Source organism: Bifidobacterium merycicum DSM 6492 (assembly GCF_900129045.1).
Classification (GTDB): domain Bacteria; phylum Actinomycetota; class Actinomycetes; order Actinomycetales; family Bifidobacteriaceae; genus Bifidobacterium; species Bifidobacterium merycicum.
Window position 1 is genome coordinate 126,230 of the sequence record NZ_FQTX01000004.1, and the last position, 13,369, is coordinate 139,598.

Genomic DNA, 13,369 nt, shown 5'->3' on the forward strand with positions numbered 1-13,369 from the left:
GGTTGAAGGCCAAAGGAGGGTGGATAGACAGATATTCATCCACCCTCCTTCCTATTCGAGAAACGTATCTGGTAGTGGAGAAAACCATGTCGAGTACAAGCAAAGACGCGGTGACGCTGCGCGCTAAGCGGTCCAAGAAACCGTCCGATGGCAAAACGCGTCGTAATGTTGAGATTTTCGTACTGTCCGCACCTGCGATTCTTCTGTTCGTCTGCTTTGTGATTCTGCCTATCGTCTTGGGTGCTTATTACGGCTTCTATCAGTGGAAGGGTTACGGACTTCCCTCCAAGACAGGTAAATTCGTTGGTTTCCAGAACTACATCACAGCGCTTAAGGATCCCGCGTTCCAGGCGGCAATTCTGCATACCTTCGAGGTCGTGATCGGCTCGTTGGTCATCCAGGCTCCGCTTGCCATCCTGTTCGCATTGCTGCTGAACCAGAAGTTCAAGGGGCGTGGTCTCATCCGCACCCTCATCTTCGTGCCGTATGTCGTTTCCGAGGTCATCGTCGGCACAGGATGGAGCCTGTTGCTACAGAAGAAGGGCGCCATCAATGAGATTCTGGCCAACTTCGGCATCAATGGTCCCGATTGGCTGGCCGACCCGAAAATCGCTATTTGGACGCTGCTGTTGCTGATCAGCTGGAAATACGTCGGTTTCGCCGTAATTCTGATGCTCGCCGGCATGCAATCCATTCCCGATGAACTGTATGAAGCAGCCAGAGTGGATGGGGCGAGTTTCTGGCAGATGCAGAAAAGCATCACGTTGCCGTTGCTTGCTCCGACGTTGCGGATCTGGGTGTTCCTTTCCATGATTGGCTCTCTGCAGCTTTTCGATCTGGTCTATATCGTGTGGGGCAAGTATGTGTCGACCACCGCTGGTGTGTCCACCATGGCCACCTACATGGTGCGTGAAGGTCGTGGAGCCGGCAACTATGGCTATGGTTCCGCCGTTGCTCTGATCATCTTCGTGATCTCTTTGATCATCGCACTCGTCTATCAGAAGTTCGTGCTGAACCGTGACTTGGACGGTGCTGTTACTGAACAGAAAGAAGCCGAGAAGCGTGCCAGAAAGCGCGCAAAAGAAGTGCAGCATCGTGAGGTTGCTGCCCTGGCAAGTGAGGTGAAGTGATGACTGCCGCAACAATCGCAGAACATTCCAACAAAAGCGAGTACAGCAAGAAGAATGGTTACCGTAAGTCATCCAAGACGCCATGGGGCAACCCAATCGTCTACTTCTTCTCCCTGGTGCTTGTGGCCATCTGCATCACTCCGGTGTTGTACATTATCTTCGGCGGTTTCCGTACCAATTCGCAGATCACCAACCATCCGTCCGGGATGCCGAACCCATGGGTCCCCGACAACTACAAGACGGTCTTCGAAAGTGATATCTTCTGGACGGAACTGAAGAATTCTACCATCGTGGGTATCGCCACCATGGTAGGCGTCGTGGTGCTTAGCATCATGGTGAGCTTTGTCATCGCCCGATACAAATTCCGCTATGCGCCGCTTATGTACGCGTTGTTCTCTGCTGGTCTCATGTTCCCGATGACCGTTGGCATTACACCTTTGTATCTGCTGATTCGCAATCTGGGTCTGGCCAACTCCCTGTGGGGTCTGATCCTTCCGCAAATTGCCTTCGGACTTCCTCAGACCATCATCATCTTGGTGCCGTTCCTACAGTCGATTCCTAATGAGCTTGAGGAGGCCTGTCTTCTCGATGGATGCTCCCGCCTTGGCTTCTTCTGGCGCATGGTCATTCCGCTGTCCATGCCTGGCGTGGCCACCACTGGAATCCTCACCTTCGTGGGAAGCTGGAATGCCTACATGCTGCCGCTGTTCGTGCTCAGTGATGCCAACAAGTACACATTGCCACTTGGCGTACAGATGTTCAGCTCCGAACACTCCGTTGACACCGCACAGGTGTTGGCCTTCACCTCTCTGGCTATGATTCCGGCCCTGATCTGTTTCACCATCTTCCAGAAGAAGATCGTCGGCGGCCTGACAGGTGCGGTCAAGGGCTGACGGAATGTGACAACCCACGCCCGGAAGATGTTCCTTTCCGTCTTCCGGGCTTCATCTCTTATGCAAGAGGTACATTATGAAGATTTCCAACCCGGTGCTCACCGGTTTTCACGCCGATCCTTCAATGATTCGCGTCGGTGATACTTATTACATTGCCAATTCCACTTTCGAATGGTTTCCAGGCGTTCGCCTGCATGAGTCCAAGGACCTGGTGCATTGGAACATTCTTCCAAGCCCGTTGAGCCGGTCCAGTCAGCTTGCTATGAGAGGAAACCCCTCTTCGGGAGGCATCTGGGCTCCTGACCTAAGCTATGCGGATAACAAATTCTGGTTGATCTACACTGATGTCAAGGTGGTCAATGGTGCATTCAAGGATTGCACTAATTATTTGGTCACCGCCGAGGACATCCACGGGCCATGGAGCGAGCCGGTTCGCATCAACGGGGTCGGTTTTGACGCCAGCCTGTTCCATGACGACGACGGCCGCAAATACCTGGTGCAGCAGACATGGGATTTCCGTGAATACCACCACCAGTTCGACGGCATCACATTGACGGAATTCGACGTCGACACCATGAAGCTCAAGCCAGAAACGGCCCGCACCATCTGGGATGGCACTTCGGTGAAGCTCACCGAAGGTCCCCACCTATACAAGAAGGATGGTTGGTACTACCTGTTTGCCGCAGAAGGCGGCACGGTGTATGAACATCAGGAATCTGTGGCGCGTTCCCGTACCCTTGACGAATACTCCTTCGAAGTTATGCCGAATGGCCCGTTCATCGGTAACTTCGACACTCCTGACACCTATTTGCAGAAGCAAGGCCATGGAGCGTTGGTGGACACCCCGTCCGGCGAGTGGTATTACGCCTCCCTATGCGGTCGTCCGTGGCGTCATGATACCGAACCGGCCCATGGCACCCGCGGATGGTGCACACTCGGACGCGAGACCTCCATCCAGAAAGTCGAATGGGATGAGGACGGTTGGCCGCGCGTGGTCGGAGGTCACGGCGGACAGCGTTACGTTGATGCTCCGAAAGATGCCATCGAGACTGTGGCCCCCGCGACGCGTGACGAACATGATGAGTTCGATTCCGGCGAGCTCGGGCTGAATTGGAACACTCTACGCGTCCCGTTCACCGACGCCATGGGCACGGTGGGTGGTGGCAAACTGGCATTGCGTGGTCAGGGCTCGCTGTGCAACCTGTTTGACTTGTCTCTTGTGGCTCGTCGCTGGCAGGCATTTGATTTCGACGCCGAAACCAAGGTGCGTTTCGATCCGAAGAATTACATGCAGATGGCAGGCCTGACCAACTATTACGATGACCTATGCTGGTCATGGGCGTTTATCACTTGGGATGAGAAACGTCACGCAAGGGTCATCGAAGTGGCTCAGAACGATTTCAACCAATATACGTCGTTCCTCAAGGATGACGCCATCGTAGTGCCCGAAGATGCTGAGGCGGTATGGCTGCGCACCAAGGTTCGCACGGAATACTATTCCTACGAATATTCCTTTGACGGAGAACATTTCACCGAGATTCCGGTCAAGCTCGATGCGAAGATCCTGTCCGACGATTACGTGAACCAACGTTACGGCGGCTTCTTCACCGGCGCGTTCGTGGGACTTGCCTGCGTCGATCTGTCCGGCTACGACGCGCAGGCCGAATTCGACTACTTCGACTATCGGGAGCTTTCCGATAACCAGTAGACAGTGCCGGCTGGCGACAGAGCGTCCGCCGTCAGCCGGCATACTCGACGGGATTGAATTCTATGGGCAATGAGGAGCGGACGAGCATGGTTTTGCAATTGCCGAAACTGCTTGACGACGGTTGCGTGCTGCAGGCCGGTGCGACCATACATATCTGGGGTGCCGGCGACCCTGGACGCGGCGTGCTGGTACGCCTCGATGGCAAGGATCGGACTACGCGGGTGGGGGACGACGGCTCATGGAGTGTGCCGTACGGTCCGATCAAAGCAGGCGGACCGTACGATTTGACGGTGCGTTATGAGGACGGAACCGAATGCATCTCGCGCCAATGCTATGCGGGAGAAGTGTTCCTGTGTTCGGGACAGTCGAACATGGAACTGCCCATGGCTTGGGTGCGTGCGGACTATCCGCTGGAGTGGAATCGTGAGCCTGACCCATTGCTGCGGCAATACAAAGCGATTCCCGATTGTGACTTCAACGGTCCTCGCAGCGATCATGACCATGCGTTCTGGCAGGGGTGCGATGCGGAAAACCTTGGAGATTTCTCCGCGCTCGCCTATTTCTTCGGACGCAGGATCCGTCAGTGGCTGAATGTGCCCGTCGGCCTGTTGAACGTTTCATTGGGTGGATCGCCGATTGAATCCTGGATGGATGCCGACGCATTGCGGGCGTTCCCCGAAGCGCTCGCTGATCTTGAGCCGTATCTTGGCGATGGCGTGGCGTCGAAGAAAAGCCGCGATTCCGTTGCCGAACGGGACCGGTGGTACCAAGCGCTTGGATACGAGGCTGTGGCCGATGCCCACCATGAATGGCTGCCATTGATCGCGTGGGACTGTCCGGAATCCAAGAATGTCGAGCCGCGCGACGTGGCATGGCATGACATACGCCTGCCTGGATGGTACAAGGATCGCGGACTTGCCGGTTTCCGCGGCGAGATTACCATGAGAAAAACCGTGTTCCTGCCTCCGTCGGATGCGGGGAAGCCCGCCCTATTTGTTTATGTGTGATAAAGAAGTAATAGAAGTGTAAAAAATTTTGCCGTTCCTATCCGGCACTTGCGCAGGGTGTCGGATAGGTCGGGCTTTATTCTTCGGGCAAGTCAATCTTGCCTACAAAGCTGTAATAAATATCAATGCGCTGGCGGCGTACTTCGTTCTCGTCATACTCACATTCATAAACAACGATTTTCTCCACCATTTCACGCAAAAGAGTGTGTGTCAGTTCTTCGATAGAAAGGTACTTGCGGACAACGCTCATAAACTTTTCAGCGTTTACCGTGGCTTCCTGTGCCTTGTCCAGTTCGCCCTGCAGGGCGGCGGCTCTGTCTTTCAGTTCCCGCTGCTCGGCTTCGTAGTCTGCGGACATTTGTTTGAATGTTGCCAACAGCTTCACCCACTTTCTGCAAGACTTCAAACTTCAAGGCGGCAAGGTCAGCTTCCCGACTGCGGCAAGCAGTTCATCATTGACCGGGGACACGGTAACAATGGGGCGTATGGTTGCCCGTGTAATGGCTTGCCGGATAAATTCAGACTGGCTCATACCATAAGGGGAAAGCCGGGCGGCAAAGTCGGCGTATTCTTCCTCGGTCAGCCGGGTTTTGATTACCCGGCTGCGGTGGGGCGTGTTGTATCGTTTCGGCATGGTTATAACCTCCTTTCGTTTGCCGCATGACAGCGGCAGGGATAAGCGGCAAAAGCCGCATAAGCAGGGTTTGGGGAAGGCACTCCCCAACAAGATTCCCGCAAGGACAAAATGAGCGAACAGCGAAATTTGGTACTGCGGTAGAATCTTGCTCTCCGTGACTGCAAACTTTCTCTCACTTCCGTCCGCCACTTTTTTGGAAAACTGCAACCACAAAAGTTTGTTTCTCTTTTTCTGCTACTACTAATCCTGTAAAGGGCATTCCTGCCCGCTTTCGCTAAAATGACACCGGACGCAGTGGTTTCTACCCGGTGTTGGAGAAATCCTTTCTCTTTGCCCTCTACTACGGGTAAATGCTCCAAATGCCAAACACCAGGGCAGAAAAATTCCCTCCTCGCTTACTACTACAACCGGCAGGGGGCAAAATGGCCGGGAGCGGAGCCGGACAACAAAAAAAGCAGTAAATCTTTTTCAAGACTTACTGCTTTCGCTGGCCGCGTCGGTGGCGGCTGGTATTCAGTTTTTATGACTTGTCCGGTGGTTCGTCAAGCCGGAACTTGAATTGACAGTCAATTAACCGCTGCTTTACATAGTCCTCCACCTCGGCGTTGACCTGCCCGTTCACTTTTGAGAAATAGCGGATATATCCGGCGTAGTGGAGCAGGACAGCGTTCACGGCTTCTGGGTCGCCCTCACGGGCTTTGAGGATTGTTTCATAGGGGGAGAAGTCTACTCATACCGGCTCACCCCCATTTCTTCGCGTAGCCGCTGCAAGGCAAGCTGGATATGCCGCCCCGCTGTGCTGCGTGACCGGCCAATACACGCGCCGATCACGCGCTGCGGCTGGCGCAGAAAGTAATAGCGCAGGATTTCTTCCCGCGTCTGCTCCGGCAAAACAGAGATCGCGTCGGCAAGGGCGGCGTTGCAGAGCAGGACGGTCTGACCGCAGACGGTAAATGGGTATTCCTCGTCCGGCTCCGACGCGGCAAACTGGACAAACTTCTCGTTCATCAGATAGTCAAGGGAAACTTGCCGTTCCCATTGCCGTTTAAGCTTCAAAATCTTGTCCAAGGCGGCACAGCGGATAACAGTCTTGCAAAAGGCGTTGTACCTGCGCTGGATATATTCTTGATAGGCTATCTGGTCGGTCATGGAAATTCCCCCTCTCTGAATAATAGTGCGGGGCGGCAGTACTCCTTGCTGTCGCCCCTTGATTGCCTACCAGCAAAGACGGGCGGGGCTGTCAACGACGGCGCGAAGCGGCGTTCATTTTATCGTTGACTGGCTCGGCTGGGTTTGCTATTTACCCGACAAACTTGAATTTATTTTAAGCTATCACGTTTTACCTTCTTAAGCCTTACTATCATTACCATAGGAATTTCTTTGTTGGTTTTGAAACATTCTTCATAAAATCCATCAATGACAAATCCAGCTCTAAAACAAAGGTTAAAAATATCTTGTATGGAACGATGATAATAAATCTGCTCTTTCGGTTGCCCTTCAATCGCTATATCATAGTAACTGTGCGGTGTCATATATTTTTCAGTCAACGTGACAAAACAAGGGTGTTGCGTTGCAAAGACAAAAATTCCGCTTTCCTGCAACAGTTCATAAACAGCCATAAGAAGTGGTTCAATGTCCGTAATATCCATAATTGCCATATTAGAAACTGCTTTCGTAAAGGCTCGATTTCTTTTTAATTCTAATATACTTTTTCTATCGGTCGCATCCGCCACACAAAATTCAATTTGTTTTGCATATTGTGATTGCCGTCTTTTAGCCAATTCTATCATTTTTTTGCTGTAATCAAAAGCGACAACCGAAGCGCCTCTTTGTGCAAGATACGAAGAATAATTTCCATTGCCACACGCAATATCCAAAATGTAATCCGCAGGATTAGGAGATAGAAGTTCCGTTACTTTGGGACGCACTACCTCTCTGTGAAATTCATTAGATTCGTCACCCATTGCATTATCCCAAAATTGTGCGTTCTCCTCCCAGATTTTTTTTACTTTCCTCTGTTCCCATGTTCTCTCCCACTCCCCAAATTTGCTTTTTTGCTTCCATTAAATCTTCCTTACTATATTCCATTGTTACCCTCCATAACTTCTGATTGTTGCCGTCTTGACGATTATGTATCTTTACATTACCTTCTGAAACATATGGCGCACCTTGTCCAGGCGGCTGTTTGGACGGCGGGGCTGGATGACCGGCTGACCGACAGCGGCCTGATATCCTTTCAGCTCTGTAAGGCATACGCTCTGCCCGTTGGTGTAAAAGGCCAGATCAGTACGGTATGCCTGTATACAGCGGGCGGGAATCTCGCCAGTAAAGACAACTTCATCCTTTTTTACCTGGACCGTTTCGATGGTGGCACAGTATTTCGGTGCATCATGATAAGCCCTGGAAAGATATTCCCGGGGCGCATAGAGGGTGAAGGAGAGATAAGGTTCCAGCAGTTGCGTCCCTGATTCCTTCAATGCCTGTTCCAATACAATCGGGGCCAATGAGCGGAAGTCCGCCGGCGTGCTGACCGGACTGTAATAAAGCCCGTATTCAAAGCAAATCTTACAGTCCGTTACGTTCCAGCCGAACAAGCCCTGCTCCAGCCCGTAACGGATACCATCCCTGACAGCGTTTTGAAAACTCTGGTTCAAGTATCCCAGCGAAACCCGGCTCTCGTATTGTACACCGGAGCCAAGCGGGAGTGGTGTAACAGACAGTCCGATGGATGCCCAAAACGGGTTGGGCGGCACCTCGATATGGATGGTGTGGCTGGCTGCTTTGAGCGGCCGCTCCATATAAATGACGGTGGGTTCCTTTACCACTGTTTCAAGCTTGTATTTTTCCGACAGCAAAGCGGAAACAACCTCCAACTGCACCCGGCCCAAAAAAGAAAGAATGATCTCATGGGTGATGGAATCCACCTCGCAGCGCAAAAGCGGGTCAGTATCCGCAAGTTGCGTAAGAGCGTCCAGCAGCCGTTCTCTTTGCGCTGCCGTTTTCGGCGCAATCGACGTCCGCAGCATGGGGAGGGGGTCCTCACGCCACCTTTTACGAGGGAGCCGGGTTGGGTCCCCTAATACATCGTTTAACCTCACGCTGTCGCTGGGAAGGATAACAATTTCACCCGGATAAGCGGTGTCTGTCCGAACAATTTCCCCTTTGGATGGAATACGCATCTCTGTGATTTTCAGCTTTTCTCTCCCGGCCAGGGCCACCGTATCCCGCAGGCGCAGCGTTCCGCTGTATAGCCGTAGATAGACACGCCGCTGGCCGCAATCTGTATACTCCACCTTGAAAACGCTGCCGCATAGGGCGGCGCTCCCCTGTTCCCCAATCGGTTGGAACAGCCCTGTCACCGCATCCATCAACGGTTGAATGCCAAGGCCCTTTTTGGCGCTGCCATAATAGACCGGGAACAGGGAGGCGTCTTGAACCCGCCGCTGTTCCTCCCGCACAAGTTTTTCCCGGCTGATTGGTTCTCCTGCGATATACTTTTCCAATAATTTATCGTTATTTTCGATGACCGCATCCCATGCTTCTATGTCGGTATTTTCCTCCAGGACTATTTCCGGGGACAGCGACACCGTCTGCTTGATGATAATATCGGCGGAGAGCTTATCCCGAACAGACTGAACCACGCTCTGCAAATCAACGCCAGCCTGGTCGATCTTGTTGATAAAGATAACGGTGGGAATGTTCATTTTCCGCAGGGCATGGAACAGAATACGGGTCTGGGCCTGCACGCCATCTTTAGCGGAGATCACCAAGATGGCCCCATCTAAAACAGCCAAAGAGCGGTACACCTCCGCCAAAAAATCCATGTGGCCGGGCGTATCCACAATGTTGACTTTACATCTGTGCCACTGGAAGGAAGTGACTGCCGCTTGAATGGTAATCCCACGCTGCCGCTCCAAAAACATGGTGTCCGTCCTCGTTGTCCCTTTTTCGACGCTCCCCGGTTCTGAAATGGCTCCGCTGGCATATAGCAGGCTCTCCGTCAAGGTCGTCTTTCCAGCGTCTACATGGGCAAGAATTCCAATATTGATTATTTTCATGTGATTGTACTCCCTTTACAGCCCCAAAGGGCATAAAAATCCCCAGCAGTAAAATACTTTTACCACTGGGGATTATAAGTTGCGGACATACACATATACAGCATACACCTGTTTGTGATTGCTGTTTTTGGGGATATGTCAAAATTGATAAGGCAAAAGTATTCTTAAATTGGGTACAAAAAACTAAGCCCCTACAAAAGGAGCTATCATAATCCTTTGTTCCCACTATTTGATTATAGTTTTATTTAAGAATACCTTGCCGCATATTTTTTACTCCTTTTCTGGATTAAATCATTGTATCACATCAGTTTTAGGAAAGCAAGTACCTAAAAGAAATTTTTCTTCCCCTTATATGTAACAATCATACCGGCTTCCTAGCGTTCAGAATGTTTTCTGCTGTCTGCTGTGGTGTTTGGTTGGAATTGTCCAACCAAAAGCCGATCCGTGGTGTTGTCTGCATTTTACTAAATACAAATTCAATGTATACAGAAAGATATAAGGAGTGGGAGGGATTCCGCCGTAGTTGGCATTGTAGGAAAATCCAAAAGTTTAGATTTTCCCACAATGCTTATCTTTTGGTCTTTGGTTCGGAATAGTGTAGTGCTGGCGGTCTATCTCTTGTTTTCGGTTGCTTGCTTCCTTACCGTACATGAGCATTGCGTCTGGGCACCATGAATGATGCCGACCATACGTGGGTCAATGGTGTGTTGGTCGGTGGGCGGAGCAATGTGTATGAGCCGCGGGACTATCCGGTCGCAGTCGGCGTGTTGCGCGCCGGCGCGAACGAAATCCGCATGCGTCTGGTCGTTGAACGGCCCGGCGGCCGTGTGACGCCCGGCAAACGGATGACACTGACCATCGGAGACGATATCTTCGACCTGTCCGGCATTTGGCAGTATGCCGTGACCGCCGAAGCTGACCGCGATTGCCCATTCGAGGATTTCGTCAGATGGAAGCCGACCGGCCTGTACAACGCCATGCTCGCCCCGTGTTTTCCATATGCGGTGCGGGCCGTGCTGTGGTATCAGGGCGAATCGAATACCGGCGATCGCGCCATGCAATATGGTGACGAGCTGAAGGCCATGATTCAATTGTGGCGCGTCAAATGGCATCAGCCGGATATGCCGTTTCTGATCGTCCAGCTTCCAAAATTCGACATCGACGCCATTGAGGATGGAGGCTGGCCGCTCGTCCGCGAACAGGAGTGGAACGTCGCAAACGAACTTGAAAACGTTGCGACAGTGGTGACGCTTGACGCCGGCGAGGGTAACGATCTGCATCCGTATGACAAGAAGCTCGTCGCGGATCGCGTGTTCAATGCCGCGATGGATTTGGTATACGGTCGCCAGGCTCAGCCTCAACCGGCCGTGGAAACCATCGAGGTCTGCGGAGATCTGTTGCGGATGCACTGTGTGTGGCGGAGTCGCTCGGACGAGCGGATCCGATCGGAGAGCCGCCGGCTGATGACGTTGGATGGTGACGTTCCCCAGGAAATCGAATTTCTATGGCGTGACTGCGCCACATCCGCGCGGGCCGAGGCATGGCTGGACGGCTGTGATATCGTGGCGCGCATGACGGCGCGCAGGCCAGATGAGGTGCGGTACGCGTGGAGCAACAATCCGGAATCCGGGCTCATCTGCGACGGCGACGGCATGCTGATTCCGCCGTTCCGCCTGACATTGCCCACGGACGATGATAAGGGGATTCATGCGTAGGCAGGTCGCGCTTCGACAAGGACTCGTCGATGGATTCTCCGATACGGACTTTTGTAATTACCCGTGGCATCCCCTATGCCAAGCCTTCCCGTTGGCGCATTACGATTTGTCTCGTGTCATGATTCGGTATTGGGCGAATTTCGCGGCGAAGGAGACGAAGGCGCTGATCGCGTCCGACGAGGATCCGACCAGGCTGTTCGCCGGCAAGTCGACGCAATACCGCAAATCGAAGTCGCTGCCGAAATTTACTGGCGAGGCCATGCGTACCTGCGCCACGATTAACCGCATCTTCTTCGACGATCCGGACGAGGCTTACCGCCTATTCCACGAGCTTGTTCCCGATGCGGGGGAGGGTGTGCAGTTCACTCCGCCGTTCAACGTCGACTACGGCATCGGATTGACCATCGGCCGTGGTACGTTCCTCAACAAGGATTTCATGGTGTGCGGCGGTGGATACGTGACACTTGGCGCCGTTGCCAGTGTGCCGTCTTTGAGGGTTGGATGAGACCGATTGCACCAGCCATGCGATGCAAGCGATGCAGGTGATCGCGTAAAGCCTCGTATGGAAGCTGTCGTTCATGTTGTCACCCGGTTGTTAAGAGTATAGCTCTGAATCAGTATAGGGCCGGGAAGCTCCGCCGTTAAGGAGCTTCCCGGCCCTATACTGATTCAGCGAATAGCTTAGCCGCGGGCCTTGGCGTAGGCCTCATACACGGCCTCGGTCGGCTCGCCGGTTTCCCTGCCGTCGATGGTGAGCTTCCATGCCGGAGGCTCAGTTTCGCCGGAAAGCACCCAGGCCGCTTGGCGTGCGGCGCCGATGGCCACATACTCATCGGTGGTCGGACGGGTCACGTCCATGCCGAAGATGCTCGGCGCCAGCGTGCGGATCGCCTCGGACTTCGCGCCGCCGCCGATGAGCAGGATGCGCTTGATCTGCGTGCCCAGGGAGCGAATAAGCTCCAGGCAGTCGCGTTGGGAGCACAACAGGCCCTCGACGAAGGCGCGGGCCAGATTCTCGCGTGTGGTGTTGGCCAGGGTTAGGCCGGACAGCGTGGCGGTGGCGTCCGGACGGTTCGGGGTGCGCTCGCCGTCGAAATACGGCACCAGCGTGATGCCGCCTGCTCCCGGCTTCGAGGCGAAGGCCAGCTTGGCCAGTTCGTCGTAATCGACGCCAAGCGCGGCGCGTCCGGCGTCGAGGATGCGCGAGCCGTTGATGGTGCAGGCGAGCGGCAGATAGTGGCCGGTGCAATCGGCGAAGCCGGACACGGCGCCCGTCAGATCATAGGTCGGATTCTCGGAGATGGCCGCGGCCACGCCGGAGGTGCCGAGGGACACGGAAACGTCGCCGACGCTCATGCCCAGGCCCAGCGAGGCCATGGCGTTGTCGCCGCCGCCCGGTGCGAGTGCGCAGCCCCCCTCGACGCTCTTGCCGGCGATGGCCGGATCGGCTTTGACCGGCGCCGCCTCTCGCGGGCCCAGTACAGTGGGTAGCACAATGGCGTCGGCATGCGCTTGCGCCGCTTCGGCGCCTTCGGCGGCTTCGAGCACCATGGCGATCAGATCACGACGGTATTCGTTACGGGCGGCGTCGTAGTAGATGGTGCCGGATGCGTCGGAGCGGTCGGTGAACAGGGCGTCGAGATGGGCGTCCTCGCCTTCGGCAACTGGCCCGTAGCCGGCGATGCGCCAGCTCAGCCAGTCGTGTGGCAGGCAGATTGCTGCGATCTTCTTGGCGTTTTCGGGTTCGTTTTCGGCGACCCATGCCACCTTGGTCAGCGTATAGGAGGCGACGGGGGAGGATCCCACGGCCTTGACCCAGCGCTGCTTGCCGCGGGTGATCGGGTCTTCCGGTTCGCCGTTCTGTGCCGGAGCGGCGCCGAGCTTCTCGATCAGAGCGGCAGCCTGCGGGGCGGAGCTGGTGTCGTTCCACAGCATGGCGTCGCGAATCACGTTGCCTTGGCCGTCGAGAATCACCATGCCGTGCTGTTGGCCGCCCACGGCCAGTGCGGATACGTCGTCCAGTCCGCCTGCCTGCTGCGCGGCCTCCTGGAACGCATCCCACCAGTATGCGGGGTCGATGGACGTGCCGTTCGGGTGCTTGGCTTGGCCGAAACGCACCAATTCGCCGGTTTCGGCGTCTGTTACGCGTACCTTGCAGGACTGCGTCGAGGTGTCGACGCCAGCCACCAGAGTCTTTGCCATGGGTTGTGTTGCCTCCTTG

12 protein-coding genes and 1 pseudogene are annotated in these 13,369 nt (G+C 54.4%); 6 read left to right on the forward strand and 7 right to left on the reverse strand.

Annotated features, from left to right (window positions below; all coding sequences use genetic code 11):
• Window positions 1-86: 86 nt before the first annotated feature.
• From BUB29_RS07220 to BUB29_RS07235, 4 genes are all read left to right on the forward strand, one after another.
• On the forward strand, window positions 87-1,130 hold the full coding sequence (locus tag BUB29_RS07220; protein ID WP_033523210.1) for a carbohydrate ABC transporter permease: 1,044 nt from the start codon (window positions 87-89) through the stop codon (window positions 1,128-1,130).
• Window positions 1,130-2,023 carry a carbohydrate ABC transporter permease gene (locus BUB29_RS07225; protein ID WP_033523209.1) on the forward strand — a complete coding sequence of 298 codons (894 nt, stop codon included), beginning with the start codon at window positions 1,130-1,132 and terminating at the stop codon, window positions 2,021-2,023. The genes BUB29_RS07220 and BUB29_RS07225 overlap by 1 nt, the downstream gene beginning before the upstream one ends.
• 76 nt (window positions 2,024-2,099) lie before the next feature.
• The gene (locus tag BUB29_RS07230; RefSeq protein WP_033523208.1) at window positions 2,100-3,731 is read left to right on the forward strand and encodes a glycoside hydrolase family 43 protein; all 1,632 of its coding nucleotides are present in this window, start codon (window positions 2,100-2,102) and stop codon (window positions 3,729-3,731) included.
• A gap of 86 nt (window positions 3,732-3,817) precedes the next feature.
• Window positions 3,818-4,738 carry a hypothetical protein gene (locus tag BUB29_RS07235; RefSeq protein WP_234945707.1) on the forward strand — a complete coding sequence of 307 codons (921 nt, stop codon included), beginning with the start codon at window positions 3,818-3,820 and terminating at the stop codon, window positions 4,736-4,738.
• Window positions 4,739-4,814: 76 nt separating this feature from the next.
• On the opposite strand, the gene BUB29_RS07240 is transcribed toward BUB29_RS07235, so the two are convergent.
• The 6 genes from BUB29_RS07240 to tet(W) form a co-directional block, all read right to left on the reverse strand.
• Entirely contained in the window at window positions 4,815-5,123 is a 309-nt protein-coding gene (locus BUB29_RS07240; RefSeq protein ID WP_441138325.1) for a DUF4368 domain-containing protein, read from the reverse strand.
• A 24-nt stretch (window positions 5,124-5,147) separates the two neighbouring features.
• Window positions 5,148-5,372, reverse strand: a complete 225-nt coding sequence (locus BUB29_RS09560) for a plasmid mobilization protein (RefSeq protein ID WP_456318596.1) — start codon at window positions 5,370-5,372, stop codon at window positions 5,148-5,150.
• A gap of 523 nt (window positions 5,373-5,895) precedes the next feature.
• Complete coding sequence (locus BUB29_RS07255) at window positions 5,896-6,081, reverse strand: helix-turn-helix domain-containing protein (protein ID WP_033523206.1); 186 nt, start codon at window positions 6,079-6,081, stop codon at window positions 5,896-5,898.
• Between the two features lie 20 nt (window positions 6,082-6,101).
• Complete coding sequence (locus BUB29_RS07260) at window positions 6,102-6,524, reverse strand: sigma-70 RNA polymerase sigma factor region 4 domain-containing protein (RefSeq protein WP_002586616.1); 423 nt, start codon at window positions 6,522-6,524, stop codon at window positions 6,102-6,104.
• Window positions 6,525-6,694: 170 nt separating this feature from the next.
• On the reverse strand, window positions 6,695-7,339 hold the full coding sequence (locus tag BUB29_RS07265; protein WP_456318597.1) for a class I SAM-dependent methyltransferase: 645 nt from the start codon (window positions 7,337-7,339) through the stop codon (window positions 6,695-6,697).
• A 174-nt stretch (window positions 7,340-7,513) separates the two neighbouring features.
• The gene (gene tet(W), locus BUB29_RS07270; protein WP_033523205.1) at window positions 7,514-9,433 is read right to left on the reverse strand and encodes a tetracycline resistance ribosomal protection protein Tet(W); all 1,920 of its coding nucleotides are present in this window, start codon (window positions 9,431-9,433) and stop codon (window positions 7,514-7,516) included.
• A 671-nt stretch (window positions 9,434-10,104) separates the two neighbouring features.
• Here tet(W) and BUB29_RS07280 point away from each other — a divergent pair.
• Together BUB29_RS07280 and BUB29_RS07285 are read left to right on the forward strand one after the other, a co-directional pair.
• Window positions 10,105-11,148: a sialate O-acetylesterase gene (locus tag BUB29_RS07280; protein ID WP_234945708.1), complete on the forward strand. Its 1,044-nt coding sequence runs from the start codon at window positions 10,105-10,107 to the stop codon at window positions 11,146-11,148.
• A 118-nt stretch (window positions 11,149-11,266) separates the two neighbouring features.
• A pseudogene (locus tag BUB29_RS07285) lies at window positions 11,267-11,617 on the forward strand (sugar O-acetyltransferase); the annotation flags it as partial.
• Window positions 11,618-11,829: 212 nt separating this feature from the next.
• Here the strand turns inward: BUB29_RS07285 and BUB29_RS07290 are convergent.
• The gene (locus BUB29_RS07290) at window positions 11,830-13,350 is read right to left on the reverse strand and encodes a xylulokinase (RefSeq protein ID WP_033523203.1); all 1,521 of its coding nucleotides are present in this window, start codon (window positions 13,348-13,350) and stop codon (window positions 11,830-11,832) included.
• Window positions 13,351-13,369: the final 19 nt, after the last annotated feature.